Below are 14,634 nucleotides of genomic sequence, written 5' to 3'. Positions count from 1 at the left end.
CTCAGCGGATCCCGGTGGTGGCCAGGCCCTGCACGAAGAACCGCTGGAAGGCCAGGAACAGCACCACGAGCGGGGCGACGGCGATCAGCGTCATCGCCATCAGGGCGCCGTAGTCGGTCTGGTACTGGCCCTGCAGGAACTGCAGGCCGATCGGCAGCGTGTAGAGGTCCGGGTCCTTGAGCGCGATCAGCGGCCAGAGGAAGTCGTTCCACTGGTACATCAGCGCCAGCAGGGTGAGCACGGCCAGCAGCGGCTTGCACAGCGGCAGCACGATGCTCCAGAAGATCCGCAGGCTGCCCGCGCCGTCGAGCTTGGCGGCCTCCATCAGCTCGTTCGGGATGGCCAGCATGAACTGCCGGGCCAGGAAGATCCCGAAGGTCGCGGCCGCGCCCGGGATGATCACCGCCCAGAAGGTGCCGATCAGCCCCAGGCCGTTGACTATGCGGAACTGCGGCACGAGGATCGCCTGCGTCGGGATCATCATCGTGGCCAGCATGACCAGGAACAGCACGTTCTTGGCCGGGAAGACCAGCTTCGCGAACGCGTAGCCGGCCAGCACGCTGACGACCACGGTGAGCACCGTGGTGATGACGGTGATCACCACCGAGTTGCCGAACCAGAGCCCCACGGGCCAGGCGTCGAGCACCCGCGAGAAGTTGTCCAGCGAGAACTCCCGGGGGACGACGCTGACGGTCGCGTCGAAGGTCTGCTGGCCCGAGAAGGCCGTCGTCAGCATGATCCACAGGGGGAAGGCCATGACGACGGCGGTGACCGCGGCGAGAACGATCCGGACCACCAGCCCGACCTTCGAGCGACGACGACGGGTCGGCGGGGCGGGGCTCCGGTCGGCGTCCACGCGGGTGGGCGCCAGGGCGCGGGGTGCGGTGATGGCCATCAGGCGGTCTCGTCCCGGTTGCGGTTCGTGCGCCACTGCACGATCGTGAAGATGAGCGTGAGGAAGAAGATGACGACGCCGATCGCGGCTCCGTAGCCCTGGTCGCGGGCCGGGCCGAAGGCCGTCTTGTAGGCGTAGGTGCCGAGCACCTCGGTGGCCACGCCGGGTCCGCCGTTGGTCAGCACGAACACGGTGTCGAACACCTGGAACGAGTAGATGACGTTCATGATCAGCAGGAAGAACGTCGACGGCCCGAGCAGCGGGAAGGTGATGAACCGGAAGCTCTGCCAGCCCGAGGCGCCCTCCACCGAGGCCGACTCGTACAGCTCCTGCGGCACGGCCTGCAGCCCGGCCAGGTAGATGATCATGGTGAAGCCGACCCGGATCCACAGCGTGATCAGCACGAGCGACGCGAACGCCGGGATGCCGCTGGACTGCCAGGAGGCGTTGGGCAGGCCGAGCGAGGTGGCCAGGCCGTTGAAGACGCCGATCGTCTCGTTGAAGAGGAACGTGCCGATGAGGCCCACGGCCACGCCGGAGATGACCAGCGGCAGGTAGATGATCGTCCGGACCACCTTGCGGCCGGGCAGCACCGAGTTCATCAGCACCGCCAGCGCCAGGCCGACGGCCATGCTCAGCGGGACCGTGATCACCATGAACAGGGCCGTGTTCAGCAGCGAGCGGTAGAACACCGGGTCGTCGAACATCGTGGCGTAGTTCTCGAGGCCCAGCCAGGTGATCTTCCCGCTCAGCGGGGCGATCTTGGCCGTGGAGTACACGAAGGCCGCGACCATCGGGATGATCAGGAACCCGATGGAGAGCACCAGGGCCGGGGCCAGGAAGGCGATGGCGGACCGGTCCCAGCGCGGCCGCCGGCGCCGCGACCCGCCACCGGCGGGGGACGACGTCGCCGGCAGCGCCGAGACCGCTGTCACGGGGCGGCCTTCTCGATGGCGGCCGCGAGAGCCGCCGTGGTGTCGGCGGGGGAGGCGCCGCCGAGGAACGCCTTCTCCAGCTCGGCCTGCAGGGCGGTGTTGATCTGGGCGAACTGGGGCACCGTCACCTGACGGACCTGCTCCGGGGTGATGGTGGTGGCCTGCTCGACGAAGGTCTTCATCAGCTCGGGCTGGACGGCGAAGTCGAGCTCGGCCGTCGTCAGCGCGTTGAGCGTCGGCAGCTGGCCCGTCGCCTCGCAGAAGGTGCGCTGCTGCTCCTCGGTGACGATGAACTCCAGGAAGCGGGCGGCCGCCTCGGTGTTCTTGCCGTCCTTGGCCGCGACGATCGCGTTGCCGCCCAGGTCGCTGGCCGCGTTGACGTCGCGCGGCATCGGCATGGCGCCGTACTCGAACTTGCCCTTGACGCCGTCCTCGATGCCCGGGATGAGGAAGTCGCCGGCGAAGGCCATCGCCACGGTGCCGGCGATGAACACCGAGTCGGGGTAGGTCGCCGACTTCACCGAGCTGTTGCGCGGCACCCACTCGTTGGTGAAGAAGCTCTGGGTGAACTCGACGGCCTTGCGGCCCGCGTCGGAGTCGATGGCCGGGGTGCGCAGGTCCTCGCCGAGGGCGTTGCCGCCGGCCTGGAAGAGCCAGGACAGCCAGCGGTAGGCGCCGGCGCTCTGCCAGTCGTAGATGAACGGGCTCTGCTTGCCCTTGACGATGCCCTCGAGCTTGCGGTTCGCGTCGGCGAACTCCTCCCAGCTCCAGGCGTCGTCCAGGCCGGTCGGGATGTTGGTGATGCCGGCGGCCTCGAAGGAGTCCTTGCGGTAGAGGATCGCGGTCGTGTCGATCTGGTGCGGGACGCCGTAGGGCTTGCCGTCGTAGACGACGCCCTGCCACAGGCCGGGCACGAAGGCGTCGATCTTGGCCTGGTCGAAGGTGCCGGAGACGTCGAGCAGCACGTCCTGGCTCGTGTACTGGCCGATGTCGATGTAGGAGACGCGGAAGAGGTCCGGCGGGTTGCCCGCCTGGAAGCGGGAGTCCAGGTTGGTCTGGACGCTCGCGTAGGGGACCGTCTCGGTCTTGACGGTGATGCCGGGGTTGGCCGCCTCGAACGCCTTGATGACGGCGTCGAAGGCCTTCTTCTCGGTGTCGCCCGACCAGTTGACGAAGGTCAGCTCGGCCTGGAGGTCGCCTCCCGAGCCCGAGCTGGAGGTGCTGGGGGCGTCGCTGGACGACTTCCCGGTCAGCCCGGCGCAGGAGCTGAGCCCCGCCGCCGCGCCGAGGCCGAGGCCGCTCGTCAAGATCTGCCGACGGTTCAACGCCATGTCTGTTCCTCACTCCAGGTGCCCGAGGGGTCACCCCGCGCACGGTTCTCGCCGCTCAGCCCCGATCTCGACGCTCGCCGCTCCGTGGGTCTTCCGTGCGGGGTCCGCAGACGGATGCAGCAGCACCCCGGTGCGGGTCGACGGTCCTCGGCGACGCGCGCGAGCCCTGACGTCTCGCGTTCTGCTCGTAGTGTCGCCGACCGCACCCCTGCGCGGAAGGAGGCCCGGCTGACCGCGCGTCGGCAGGGGTGGCGCGGCCGCCGCCCGGCGCGCCGGCCGTACAGTGAGGCCCCGTGCGGCACCCGGACGGCCGGGTGCGGTGAGGACGAGGAGGACCGATGTTCGACGTGGACGACATCCGTGACTGGCGGGGCCAGAGCGTGGTGGACCAGGAGGGCTCGAAGATCGGCAACCTGGAGGCCGTCTACTTCGACACCTCCACCGACGAGGCCGTCTTCGCCACCGTCAAGGTGGGGCTCGTCGGCGGCGGCCGCCTGATCTTCGTGCCGCTGATCGGTGCGCGCGTGGCGCCCAAGCACATCCGCGTGATGACGGACAAGAAGGTCGCGAAGGACGCCCCGTCGATCGAGACCGACGGCGAGCTGGACTCAGCGGCCGAGCCGGGCATCTACGCCCACTACGGCCTGCCCTACGAGCGGGGCGCCGGCGGCGAGCGCCGCCTCGGCCGCCGCTGACTCAGGTCCGCGTCGCGGGCCCGTCCCAGCCCCAGCGGGGCATGGGCAGGTGGGCCGGGACGTCCTCGGGCCGCTCGTGCTCGAGGACGTCGGCGACCGCCCACTCCATGTAGGCGCGCAGGGTCGCCCGCAGCGCGGGGTCCTCGGGCAGCCCGGCGTCGTCCGCGGCCTCGACGAAGCAGCGGACGAAGCGCCGGCCGAGGTCGCTGACGTCGCCGTTGCCGGAGTGCATCCGCAGCACGGCGGCGTGGTCGCCGAGGTCCTCCGAGAAGGTGGGCGGTCCGCCGAGCACCTCGGCCCAGTAGGCGCCCAGCCGCTCGACGTGCTGCGGGTCCAGTCCGTCGTGGCTGAAGGGGTGGTTGAGCTCCGGGTCGGCCAGGCAGCGCGCGTGGTGCGCCCTCGCCAGGGCCAGGAAGGCCGGCATGCCGCCGGCGCGCTCGTAGATGGACGTGCTCATCTCGTCACTGTGGCACCGCAGGACCGGCGCCGCCAGGGTCGGGTCGGCGCGGTCCGGTCCGATCCGGTCAGCGCGGCTCGGCGGGCGGGTCGTCCCCGACGGCGAGGTCGCGCTGCACCCAGGTGACGTCGTGCCAGCCGCCGAGCTTCCAGCCGACCCGGCGGAAGGTGCCGACCTCGGTGAACCCCAGCGCGCGGTGCAGCGCGGCGCTGGGCTCGTTGGGCTGGGTCATCCCGGCCGCGGCCGTCCGGTACCCGCGGGCGGCCAGTCGGTCGAGCAGGGCGGTGTAGAGGACCCGGCCGCTACCGGCGCTGCGCCGGTCCTGGGCCAGGTAGACGCTCACCTCGCAGGTCCACCGGTAGGCGGGCCGGGCCTTGAACGGTCCGCCGTAGGCGTACCCGACGAGCACCCCGTCGTCCTCGAGGACGAGCCAGGCGTGCCGCTCCTGCGCGGCGGCGATCCGGTCGGCCATCTCGGCCGTCGACGGCGGCTCCAGCTCGAAGGTGGCCGTCGAGCCCAGCACGTACGGGGCGTAGACGGCCGCGCAGGCGGCGGCGTCGTCGGGGCTCGCGTCCCGGATCCTCCTGCTGTCCACGGCCGCAGCCTAGGACCCGCGGCTGGCTCCGGCCGGACGTCAGGAGGGGGCGCGAGCGGCGAGTAGGGTGGGCGGTCGCGAGGGGCGGTAGCTCAGCCGGTCAGAGCAGGGGACTCATAATCCCTGGGTCGCGGGTTCGAGCCCCGCCCGCCCCACATCACACCCTCCGCGACCGGCCGCCCGCGAGCCTTGGCTGCTCAGGCCGGCGTCGGCGCGACACCGTGTGACTTCGCGTGGTGAGTACGCCTCGCGAAGTCACACGCTGATGCGAGGTGCGCCTCCACGCCCATCGACGCGTTCCGAGAGCGGCTCGGCGCACAGAGATAGATTTCAGTCCAAGGGGTGCAACAGCCCACCGCCGACGAGGGGTCGCCCACGGCTCAGCCGGTGGGGGTGGCGAGCACGGTCCCGTAGCGCTGCCGGGTGGTAGCCCCTCCGCTGAACCCGACGGACGGCTGACGCCGCCCCGCCACCTGCAGGTCGTAGGCCCCGGCCCCCGTCCCGCTGGCCGTGGCGACCACCAGGCCGGCGTCGACGACGGCTCCGCGGTCCTCCCCGGGCACGGCGACGTAGGCGCGGTCGCCGGTCTCGTCGTCGTGGTCGTCGCGGACCCGGCCCAGGCCCAGGACGGCGCCCAACCGGTCGCCGGCCTCGACCGAGCCCTCGAGCCGGCCGGCCTGGTCGTCGTAGCGCGCCTGGCACTCCCGCTGCGCGGTGAGCGGCACGACCAGGATGGTCCCGGCGTCGGCCCGTGTCCGGCCCCCGACGCGGATGTCCTCGCCCGGCGCGCCCACCACCGCCTGGATGACGCCCTCCCCGCAGCCCACGTTGGCGCCGACGAGGACGGCGGCACCGAGCTGGTCGCCGGCTTCGGCGGTGCCGGGGATGCCCGCGGCGTCCTGCGTCAGGCCCCGGCGGGGGACGAGCGCACCGCGGTCGGAGGCGTCGAACACCTGCACCATGCCCGCGTCCTGCCGGGTGCCGACGTCCTCGCCCGGGACCCCGACGACGACGTGCCCGGGACGCGCTGCGAGCGCGGCGCCGAAACGGTCCCCGGCCTCCGCGGTGCCCGCCACCCCGGGGCTGTCCTGCGTCCAGCCGACGGCCCGGTCGACGCCGGCCCCGAGCCCGCCGAGCCGCAGGACCGTGACCGCACCCGCGTCGCGGCGAGCGCCGACGTCCTCGCCGGGCACCCCGACCAGGACGCCGTAGCGGGTGGCCGCGAGCACGGACCCGAACCGGTCGTCGACCTCGCCGGCCCCGGGCACGCCCGGGCTCGCCTGGCTCAGCTTCTCGACCAGCACCGGGCGGGTCCCGCCGGCGGGGACGGCGAAGTGCGCCACCGAGCCGGTGCGGCGGACGGCCGAGGGGCTGTCGTCGGGGGAGCCCACCCACAGGTCGGCGCCCGCGGTCAGCTCGGTGGGGCCCGGCCGCTCGGCCACCGCGAGCGAGGCACCGAACCGGTCCGCCGGCGAGGCGTCGGCGTCGAGGGTGACCCGGCCGGAGGCCCGGACGCCGCTGGGGGAGCCGGGGACGACGTGGACCCGACCGGCGCCGTCGAGCGTGCCCGGGGCGCCGACGACGAGCTCGTCGCAGCCGTCGGCGTCGAGGTCGCCCAGCGCGACGGCCGCGCCGAAGGCGTCCCCGGCGTCGGGCTGCAGCCCGAGGTCGGCGGGGAGCAGCAGGCGGCTCGGCGCCGACGTCAGCCTGAGGTCGACCGCGCCGGTGCCGTCCCACCCGGGGAGCCCGACCACCAGGTCGGCCAGGCCGTCGCCGTCCAGGTCGCCGGAGACGGGAACCTCGGTCTGGCACCCCGGCGGCGCGGCGTGAGCTCCCGGGAGCGGGACCAGCACCGAGGTGAGGGTCATCGTCACGATCAGGACCAGGTGCCGCTTCGCCATGCCGGTGCTCCTCGTCGTCGAGGTGGGTGCAGGCGGGCTCGCGGGCTCGGTCACGGCCCTGCGGGGCGCCAGCACCTCGACCCTACGACCGGGCGGCCGGGACGGCGCCGTTCCAGGGTAACGATCACGACGGACGTCCCGGGGCCGGACGAGGAGCAGGGGGTGGGCCCCACCCGGTCTGATGACCGGGGGTCCTGTCATCCCGGCCCCTCCTGGTCAGGAAGGTCTCGTGGGCAGCGACCGGCGTGCCCCGGGGCCGTGGGCACCGAGCGCGTCGTCGCCGCGAGCGGCGGGCCCGGGTCGGCGCCGTCATCGACCAGGTCGCCGCCGGTCCGGACCGGTGAGGTGGGGAGCATCACCTAGTCCTCGATGACGTCGCGCCCCTCCGCCCGCAGCCGGGCCAGCGCGTCGAGCATCGCCTGCAGGGTGGCGGGGTCGTGCCCCTCCCAGTCCTCGACCTCGCCGACGACCCGCAGAGGAGCGCGGGAGCGGTAGGAGTGCGTCGGGTTGCCCGGGAATCGCTTGTCGGTGACGTTCGGGTCGTCCTCGAACGGGCCCGAGGGCTCGACGACGTAGATCCGTCCCCGGTCACCCGTCCCGGCCAGTGCGGCCGCCAGCTCGGCTCCCCACGCGGCGGTCTCGAGGAGCGCGCTGAAGTAGATGTTGTTCGACACCCGGCCCTGCTGGTAGTTCGAGCCGTACCCCGCCCGCAGCTCGTCGCCGACCTGCAGAGCCGCCACCGTGCCGTGGTAGAACGGCCCGCTCACCGCCGGGGAGCCCGCGGGGGCTGCCGGTGCTGCTGCGTCCTCGACCACCTCGTCGCCCTCCACCGGCCGGAGCCTAGTCCCGGCGCTCCTCCGTGGCGAGGGTCGGACGGTCTGTCGGCTCCGTGGCACGCACCGGTGGGTCCTCGGCCCGACCGGCCGGCGTTCCGGGTGCGGCTGCAGGCCCCGCTCGCCGTCGTCGAAGCCCGCGCGGCCGGTCGGGCGCGCGGCCAGCACCTGAGCAACGCCCGCGAGCACCTGCACGCCGGGGCGGACGCGGCGGACGACCTCCGCCTCGAGGTCGCGACGGCGACGCCCGCGGAGGTGGCCCGGGCCGCCCTCCCCTCCTGACCGCAGACCACCGGCTAGCCCCGCGGCAGCCCGCTCCGGCAGAAGGCGGCGATCTCGGCCAGCCCCGGCCGCCACCCGTCGGAGGTGTCGACGTCGAGGGTGGGAACGTCGAGGTGGAGGGGGTCGAAGGGCGCGGCGTCCGCCAGGTGCTGGGCGTCGGCGTGCGCCGCCCGCGTGGCCTGGGTCGCCAGCCGGTGCTCCTGGCGCTGCCGGGCCACGGCGTCGGGGACGACGCAGCGGACCACGCTCAGCGCGGCCAGCCCGTCCAAGGGCGGCAGCCCCTGCACCCAGAGGCGGTGCTGGAACGCCGCCTCCGCCACGACGGTGACCTCCGACCGGAGGAACGCCGTGATCGTCGCGAAGAACAGCGCGTAGGTGCGCAGCGTGAGCGGGTCGCTGGTGGCGGGCACGAAGCCCGGCGTGGAGAGCACCATGCCCTCCTTGATGGCGTCCCGGCTCAGCACGGGGCAGCCGAGCGCGCCGCCCAGCTGGTGCGCGAGCGTCGTCTTGCCCGACCCCGCGGGTCCGCTGACCACGATCAGCCCTGGTCGTCCCACCCGGTGAACCTACGACGCCGGACCACGCTGCGCCCGGCGGCACCCCGGCGGCGTGCCCCGCCCCGAGACCGGGTCAGCCGACCAGCAGGACGACGAGCAGCACCATCACCGCGGCCGAGACCAGGCACAGGAGCAGGCCGAGCCAGCGCAGGTCGGCACCGCCCGGGGCTGGCCGGCCGGTGGCCGGCTGCGGCTGCGTCCGGTCGCCGGTCGTCAGCCCCCCGGCCGCCGGGCGCCGCGGCCGGCTCACCCCTGCCACGTCCGGAGCACCCGCAGCCGGTGCCAGGGCACGGCGTCCATCCCGTCGTAGTCCCAGCCGAAGCCGGCCGCGCGGTAGACCGCGCCCGGGGAGCTCGCGGTCGCGTCCGGCGCCCGCTCGAAGCTCGCGCTGAGCGGGGTGCCGGCCCGGTCGATGACGTAGCCGCCGTAGACCTGCAGCGCGCGGGCCACCGTGCGCTCACCCGGGGTGAGCCCGGGGACCTCCGCCAGGTCCAGCGCGGGGTCCAGCTGCAGCCGCGCACCCTCGGGCAGGCAGTCCGTCCGGCGCGACGTGCCGTCGGTCTTGAGGGCGGGCGGCCGGACGGTGCCCGCGCAGACGTTGTCGCTCTGCAGGACGAGCGCGTGCGGGATCAGCCCGGCGCGGATCTCCCGCACCCGGACCACCCCCGCCAGCCGCGAGGCCCCGGCGCCGGTGCTCGAGCCGCCCCAGCCCGAACCCGCGAGGTCGTTGACCGCGCCGTACGAGGCGGTCCAGCCGGAGCCGCTGCGCCGGGCCTGCCAGTACTCCCCGATCGTGCCGGTGGCCGGGTCGACGACGACGAGGGCGCCGTCGTCGCCCGTGCTCGGGCGGGCGTCGAGGGGGATCGGCAGGGCCTGGCGGGTGAGCGGGCAGGGACCCCAGGCCGCCGCCATGGAGCAGGTGACGCGGTGCCGCGGCGTCGACGGGGTGGCGGTGAGGACGGGGATGCCGTAGGCGACGAGGTTGGCGTGCAGCTGCCGGGTGCGGGTGGCGCGGGCGACCATCGCGGCACTGGCGGGGTCCGTCCGGGTCCCGGCCGGGACCGCGGTGTTGAAGGGGCTGGAGGTGGCGAAGGGCCGGTCGACCGTCGCGGCTGACGGCGTCAGCGGGGGCGACGCCAGAAGCAGCCCCAGGCAGGCCAGGGCGACTCCGGCGGCACGGCGCACGGTCCTCCTCCGGGGGCGGCTGCGGGGACCGACCGGTCGCGGGACCGGCGGGACGGCGTGGGTGCTGTCCATGGGGGTTCCTCCGCGTGGTCGCCCCCGAGACCTGTGTCAGGAGCTCCGACGCCCCTGGGGGACGAGCGTACCGGTGACCGGCTCGGGCCGGTCGTCGCGGCGGCGGCCGGTCCGCACCGCCAGCGCGGCGGCCGCCACCGCCAGCAGCCCCAGCGGCGCGGCCAGCCACCGGGCCACCGGGGTGCGGGCCTCGGCCGGGGCGGGCTCCCCGCGGAGCACGTAGTCCTCCTGCAGGGCGCTGACGCGCTGGGTCGCGAGCCGGACCGCCGCGGCGGCAGCACCGTCAGCAGCCTCCGCGGAGGCGGCGCTGACCCGCACGACGACGGCCCCGCCCAGCCGCGACTGGTCGGCGTCCACGGTCAGCACGTCCGCCGGTGCGCCGGCGGCAGCGAGGTCGTCCAGGCTCGAGGAGCGCTGCACGACGGCGGTGAGGGTGGGCACGATCTGCCCCCGGGTCACCACGTCCAGCTGGTAGGAGGTGCTGGGGTCCCCGCTCCGGGCCGTCACCACGGCGAGGGCGCTCGTGCTGGTCCACACGGTGCTGCTGGCGGAGGCGGCGGTGACGCAGCCCACGGCGGCCGCCACGGCGAGGGCCGCCCAGCCGGCGACCGCGAGCCGGCGGTGCGGGACCGGGGCCACCGGCGCGGCCACGGCGGCGGCCGGCTGCTCCGCCGCCCGCAGGTCGAGCGCGGCGGCCAGCGCGGCCACGACCAGGACGGCGCGGAAGTCGGACAGGTGGAGGAAGACGCTCGCCACCGCCCAGCCGATGACGCCGGCCACCACGCCGACGGCGAGGAGGGCTTCCGCGGTCCGGCCGGCCCGCAGGGCGACGGCGCGGCTGCGCAGCGCCGCGAACAGCACCGTCCCGGCGAAGACCAGCCAGGCCAGCAGCAGCACGACCCCGCCGTCGGCGGCCTGCTCCAGGTAGAAGTTGTGCGCCGCGACGACGATGTCGACGGGGGTGTAGTAGTCGGCCAGCCGGTCGTAGCGCGGGAAGAGGGTGCCGTAGCTGCCGATGCCGTGCCCGGTGAGCGGCCGGTCGAGGAACATGTGCCAGGCGTCGATCTGCAGCCGCTGCCGGGTGACCACCGAGGGGTCGGCCGTCGCCGTCGAGCTGGAGGTCACCGCGGTCAGGGTCAGCAGCCGGCTGCCGATGCCCGACAGGGGGACCAGCACCACGAGCAGCACCGGCAGCAGCAGGACCGAGCGGCGGTAGCGCCCGCCCGCCAGCAGCAGCCAGGTCACCAGGCCCACGAAGAGCGCGATGAAGCCGCCGCGGGACTGGGTCAGGTAGACCCCGAGGAGGAGCGCGAGCACGCAGCCGGCCCACACCACCCGGGGACGCCAGCGCCCGGCGCCGGCCCACAGCGAGAGCGCCAGCGGGGTGACGAGGATGAGCAGCCGGGCCCAGAAGTTGACGTCGGAGGAGGTGCCCGCGTGCCGCGGGGTGGAGGCGCCGCCCTCCTGCACCAGCGGCACCCGGCTGAGCCCGAACAGGTCGCCGCTGTTGCCCAGCAGGTACTCGTGGACGACCGTCAGACCCGCCAGGCCGGCGAGGACGAGCACCACGACCTGGGCCAGCGTCACGACCCGGCGCAGCGACACGACCAGGCCGAGCACCACGAGGTAGTAGAGGAGGTCCCGCGCGCGGCTGACGAGCAGCTCCTGGCTGGCCGCCGGGTCGGCCGCGCCGAAGAGGCTCGCGCAGAACCCGGCGAAGAGCACCAGCAGGCCCAGGGTGACGGGCGACCAGCGCAGCACCAGCCGTCGTCGCCGCAGCAGGACGAACAGCGCGACCAGGGCCAGCAGGAGCAGCGGGCGGTACGGGCTGACGCCCACCTGGTCGGCGACCACCTGGTTGAGGTTGGAGACGTCCAGCCCCACCAGCGCCAGCAGCGCCACCTCGGGCCGGACGAGGGCCAGGACCAGCAGCGCGACCAGCACCAGCCCGCCGCCGAGGGCGACGACCGCCGTCACCGTGGCGTCCCGGGCCGGTCCGCGTCCACCGACGGCAGACCCAGCACCTCGTCGTAGGCCCGGGCGGCCACGTCGGGGGCGAAGCGCCGCCGCCAGGCCGCGCGGGCCGCGGAGGAGAGCCGGGCGTTCTCCCCGGTGGTCCGGGCGCGGGCCAGCAGCGCCGCGAGGGCGGCGGGGCCGTCGCCGACGAGGCACCCGTCGTCGGGACCGACGTCGAGGCCCAGCACGCCGTGCGGGGTGGCCACCACCGGGAGCCCTCGGGACAGGGCCTCCAGCACCTTGATCTTGATGCCGCTGCCGATCCGGAGCGGGGAGAGCAGGCCCGCGGCCCCGGCGAGGACGGCGTCGAGGTCGTCGACCCAGCCGAGGGGCTGCACCCGGTCGCCCCAGGCGGCCGCCTCCTCCGGCAGCTGCTCGGACCCCCGCCCGACCACCAGCAGCCGGAAGTCGGGGACCTGCGCCAGCACCGACTCCCGGCAGGTGCCGAGGAACCAGCGCAGGCCGTCGCGGTTGGGCGGGAAGTCCAGCCCGCCGAGGAAGACGAACGTCGCGGTGCCGTCGTGGTGGCGCTCGGCGGCCCGCGGCTCGCGCAGCAGGGGGAGCAGCGTGCGCACGTGCGGGTCGCCGCTGCGCCGGGTCAGCTCCTCGGCCTCGGCGGCGTTGACCAGGACCGTGGCGTCGAAGTGACCCGGGGCCGCGGCCTCGGAGCGGGCGGTGAGCCGGCGCTCGAGGCGCAGCAGGGGGACGTGGACGGCCTGGTGGGCGGCCAGCCGCCCGGCCACGCCCGGCAGCACCTTGGCGAACTCCCCGAGCGGGTTGTCCAGCCGCGAGGAGTCGGCCCGGATCCGGCGCAGCATGGTGGCGTAGCGCTCGGAGAAGAGGTCGTCGGCGTAGAGCACCCGGCGTCGGCGGGGCAGCCGGCGCGCGTACTGCCCGGTGCGCATGGTGTCCCACACCTCCAGGTCGGCGTCGACCCGGGCGAGGGCCTCCCGGAGCTGGCGCAGCACCCGGGGCGACCAGAGCGCGGCCTCCTGCAGCGAGGAGTGCGGGGGCGGGACCACCCGGGTGGCGCCCGCCAGCAGCTGCTCGCGGGCACGAGGGCGGGGGACCACCTCGAGGCGGTAGGGCGTGGCGGGGCGCGGCACGTCGGGCCGGCCCACCAGCAGCACGTGCACCCGGTCCGGGCCCAGCCGGGCGCAGAGGTGGTCGAGCAGCCCCCCGAGCACCACCTGCTTGCCGAAGCTGCGCGGCTCGGGCTCGCTGGCCGTGACCACGACGGCCGAGCGGGCCGCGGCAGCCGGTGACGAGCTGGTCACGACGTCGCCTCCGGGCTCGGCCCGGCGGGCGCGGCGCGGGCCGGCAGCACCGCGTGCAGGGCCTCGAGCACCGAGCTCCGCGCGACCAGCCAGGACACGGAGACCACCACCACCGCGCAGACGAGGCCCAGCACCACGAGGGAGAGCAGCTCGCCGGCCGGCAGCAGGTGCTGGATGCCGAAGCCGACCGCCGCCGTGGGCACGGCGACCGCGAAGCCGGGGGCCACGGCGCCGAGCAGACGCCGCCCGCCGACGCGCGTGACGCGTTGCAGCAGGACCAGCCGGGCGAGGCAGTAGACCGCGTTGAAGACCAGGTGGACGGCGGCCACGCCAACCAGGCCGTACCGCGGGGCCAGCAGGAACAGCCCCGCCATCAGCGCGGTGGCCGGCAGGTCCAGCAGGACCAGCGTGCCCGGCCGGCCGAGCGCGGTGAACACGTCGCCGCTGGCCCAGCCGACCGACATCAGGCCGAGGCTGAGGGAGATGAGCACCATCGGCAGCACGGCCGGCTCCCACGTGGGCGAGAACAGGACGGGGACCGCGTCGCGGGCCAGCACGGCGAGGGTGACCCCGACGGCGAGCCCGTACAGCGAGAGCAGCCGGGTGGCGCGCAGCATCGCCGAGAAGAGGGCCTCCTCGCCCTCGAGCCGCGCCCGGGCGTAGGCCGACAGGGCCACGGCCGAGAAGATCCAGAGGACGTTCTCGATCCCCAGCTCCGGCAGCTTGTAGGCCATCCCGTAGTAGCCGAGCGCGGTGGCGCTGATCGCCGCGCCGACGACCAGGTAGTCGAAGGTGCTGCGGAACGAGCCCAGCACCCGGATGACCGTCACCTGGCCGCCGAAGCCGAGCAGCTCGCGGACGTCGGCGCGGGTCATGGAGCGGACGGGCCGGATGGGCACCAGCGACCAGAGCAGGACCATGGCCACCAGCTCGCTGGCCACGATGCCGGCGGCGATGCTGACCGGGCCGCCGACGGTCAGCGCCAGGCTGAGGGAGACCACGACGCGGACGCCGGCGCGGGTGAGGTCGACGACCGTGCGGCGCCGGAAGAGCAGGTCGCGCTTCAGCACCGCGTCGTTGACCTGTCCCGCACCCCGGAACAGCGGGTACAGGAAGATCAGGGCGAAGAGCCAGGTGTGGTCGCGGGCGTCGAAGAGCGCGGCGACCAGGGGGGACAGGGCGGCGCCGACGCCGGCGATCAGCGCCGACAGCCCGATGTTGAGGGTCAGGGCGGTGCGGGTCCGCCGCGAGACGCCGCGCTCCTGGGCGGCGACGACGGCCGCGCCGACGCCGAGGTCGAGGGCCGCGTCGAACATCGCGATGATGGTGAGCGCGGCCGTCACCAGCCCGAAGTCCTCGGGCGTGAGCAGCCGGGCCAGCAGCAGCGTCAGGGCCAGGACGACGACGCGGTTGCTGCCCCAGGCCAGCGTCGTCCACAAGAACCCGCGCGCCGAGCTGCGCCCGACGCTCTCCGTCGGCGTCCCCGTGACCGGGGGGAGGGGCGGGACCGGCGGCTCGGAGGCCGGCTCGAGGTCGGGATGTCGGGCGGGTTGGATCGCGGGCTCCTCGCCTGGAAGTCGTGACGGCGCGCCGACGAGACGGC

Annotated in this window: 15 protein-coding genes and 1 tRNA gene; 3 read left to right on the top strand and 13 right to left on the bottom strand. The window is 74.7% G+C overall.

Features of this window, described 5'->3' with window-relative positions; translation table 11 throughout:
* Position 1: 1 nt before the first annotated feature.
* The 3 genes from JOF54_RS04285 to JOF54_RS04275 are packed head-to-tail and all read right to left on the bottom strand — an operon-like array spanning position 2 to position 3,161.
* Complete coding sequence (locus tag JOF54_RS04285; protein WP_210053310.1) at positions 2-895, bottom strand: carbohydrate ABC transporter permease; 894 nt, start codon at positions 893-895, stop codon at positions 2-4.
* Positions 895-1,830: a carbohydrate ABC transporter permease gene (locus JOF54_RS20700; protein WP_210053308.1), complete on the bottom strand. Its 936-nt coding sequence runs from the start codon at positions 1,828-1,830 to the stop codon at positions 895-897. Before JOF54_RS20700 ends, JOF54_RS04285 begins: the two co-directional genes overlap by 1 nt.
* Positions 1,827-3,161, bottom strand: a complete 1,335-nt coding sequence (locus JOF54_RS04275) for an ABC transporter substrate-binding protein (protein ID WP_210053306.1) — start codon at positions 3,159-3,161, stop codon at positions 1,827-1,829. The genes JOF54_RS20700 and JOF54_RS04275 overlap by 4 nt, the downstream gene beginning before the upstream one ends.
* A gap of 338 nt (positions 3,162-3,499) precedes the next feature.
* Between JOF54_RS04275 and JOF54_RS04270 the strand changes: the two genes are divergently transcribed.
* Positions 3,500-3,856: a PRC-barrel domain-containing protein gene (locus tag JOF54_RS04270; protein ID WP_210053304.1), complete on the top strand. Its 357-nt coding sequence runs from the start codon at positions 3,500-3,502 to the stop codon at positions 3,854-3,856.
* 1 nt (position 3,857) lies between these two features.
* Here JOF54_RS04270 and JOF54_RS04265 read toward each other — a convergent pair whose 3' ends face one another.
* Entirely contained in the window at positions 3,858-4,313 is a 456-nt protein-coding gene (locus JOF54_RS04265) for a group II truncated hemoglobin (protein WP_210053302.1), read from the bottom strand.
* Between the two features lie 67 nt (positions 4,314-4,380).
* Positions 4,381-4,908 (bottom strand): GNAT family N-acetyltransferase, encoded by a 528-nt coding sequence (locus JOF54_RS04260; protein ID WP_210053300.1) that lies wholly within the window; start codon positions 4,906-4,908, stop codon positions 4,381-4,383.
* 81 nt (positions 4,909-4,989) lie between these two features.
* Between JOF54_RS04260 and JOF54_RS04255 the strand changes: the two genes are divergently transcribed.
* Positions 4,990-5,063: transfer RNA gene (locus JOF54_RS04255), tRNA-Ile, on the top strand.
* Positions 5,064-5,288: 225 nt separating this feature from the next.
* Here JOF54_RS04255 and JOF54_RS04250 read toward each other — a convergent pair.
* The gene (locus JOF54_RS04250; RefSeq protein ID WP_210053298.1) at positions 5,289-6,809 is read right to left on the bottom strand and encodes an FG-GAP and VCBS repeat-containing protein; all 1,521 of its coding nucleotides are present in this window, start codon (positions 6,807-6,809) and stop codon (positions 5,289-5,291) included.
* A 359-nt stretch (positions 6,810-7,168) separates the two neighbouring features.
* Positions 7,169-7,624 (bottom strand): NAD(+)--rifampin ADP-ribosyltransferase, encoded by a 456-nt coding sequence (gene arr / locus JOF54_RS04245; protein ID WP_372443508.1) that lies wholly within the window; start codon positions 7,622-7,624, stop codon positions 7,169-7,171.
* Positions 7,625-7,711: 87 nt separating this feature from the next.
* Between arr and JOF54_RS04240 the strand changes: the two genes are divergently transcribed.
* On the top strand, positions 7,712-7,924 hold the full coding sequence (locus tag JOF54_RS04240; RefSeq protein WP_210053296.1) for a hypothetical protein: 213 nt from the start codon (positions 7,712-7,714) through the stop codon (positions 7,922-7,924).
* 14 nt (positions 7,925-7,938) lie between these two features.
* On the opposite strand, the gene JOF54_RS04235 is transcribed toward JOF54_RS04240, so the two are convergent.
* From JOF54_RS04235 to JOF54_RS04210, 6 genes are all read right to left on the bottom strand, one after another.
* Complete coding sequence (locus tag JOF54_RS04235) at positions 7,939-8,481, bottom strand: P-loop nucleotide/nucleoside kinase family protein (RefSeq protein WP_210053294.1); 543 nt, start codon at positions 8,479-8,481, stop codon at positions 7,939-7,941.
* Between the two features lie 73 nt (positions 8,482-8,554).
* Positions 8,555-8,731: a hypothetical protein gene (locus JOF54_RS04230; RefSeq protein ID WP_210053292.1), complete on the bottom strand. Its 177-nt coding sequence runs from the start codon at positions 8,729-8,731 to the stop codon at positions 8,555-8,557.
* On the bottom strand, positions 8,728-9,666 hold the full coding sequence (locus JOF54_RS04225; RefSeq protein ID WP_210053290.1) for a hypothetical protein: 939 nt from the start codon (positions 9,664-9,666) through the stop codon (positions 8,728-8,730). Before JOF54_RS04225 ends, JOF54_RS04230 begins: the two co-directional genes overlap by 4 nt.
* 108 nt (positions 9,667-9,774) lie before the next feature.
* Positions 9,775-11,715: an O-antigen ligase family protein gene (locus JOF54_RS20695; RefSeq protein WP_210053288.1), complete on the bottom strand. Its 1,941-nt coding sequence runs from the start codon at positions 11,713-11,715 to the stop codon at positions 9,775-9,777.
* Positions 11,712-13,031, bottom strand: a complete 1,320-nt coding sequence (locus JOF54_RS04215) for a glycosyltransferase (RefSeq protein ID WP_210053286.1) — start codon at positions 13,029-13,031, stop codon at positions 11,712-11,714. The genes JOF54_RS20695 and JOF54_RS04215 overlap by 4 nt, the downstream gene beginning before the upstream one ends.
* Complete coding sequence (locus tag JOF54_RS04210; RefSeq protein WP_210053284.1) at positions 13,028-14,470, bottom strand: oligosaccharide flippase family protein; 1,443 nt, start codon at positions 14,468-14,470, stop codon at positions 13,028-13,030. Before JOF54_RS04210 ends, JOF54_RS04215 begins: the two co-directional genes overlap by 4 nt.
* Positions 14,471-14,634 lie beyond the last annotated feature (164 nt).

The organism is Microlunatus capsulatus (assembly GCF_017876495.1).
Taxonomy (GTDB): domain Bacteria; phylum Actinomycetota; class Actinomycetes; order Propionibacteriales; family Propionibacteriaceae; genus Microlunatus; species Microlunatus capsulatus.
Note: the sequence above shows the minus strand (reverse complement) of the source record. Positions and strands in the feature narration are given on the sequence as shown.

What these genes read in the sequence shown, in the direction of transcription:
- JOF54_RS04275 (WP_210053306.1), bottom strand. Translation starts at nt 3,161, where the DNA reads ATGGCGTTGAACCGTCGGCAGATCTTGACGAGCGGCCTCGGCCTCGGC.
- JOF54_RS04265 (WP_210053302.1), bottom strand. Translation starts at nt 4,313, where the DNA reads ATGAGCACGTCCATCTACGAGCGCGCCGGCGGCATGCCGGCCTTCCTG.
- JOF54_RS04285 (WP_210053310.1), bottom strand. Translation starts at nt 895, where the DNA reads ATGGCCATCACCGCACCCCGCGCCCTGGCGCCCACCCGCGTGGACGCC.
- JOF54_RS04270 (WP_210053304.1), top strand. Translation starts at nt 3,500, where the DNA reads ATGTTCGACGTGGACGACATCCGTGACTGGCGGGGCCAGAGCGTGGTG.
- JOF54_RS04250 (WP_210053298.1), bottom strand. Translation starts at nt 6,809, where the DNA reads ATGGCGAAGCGGCACCTGGTCCTGATCGTGACGATGACCCTCACCTCG.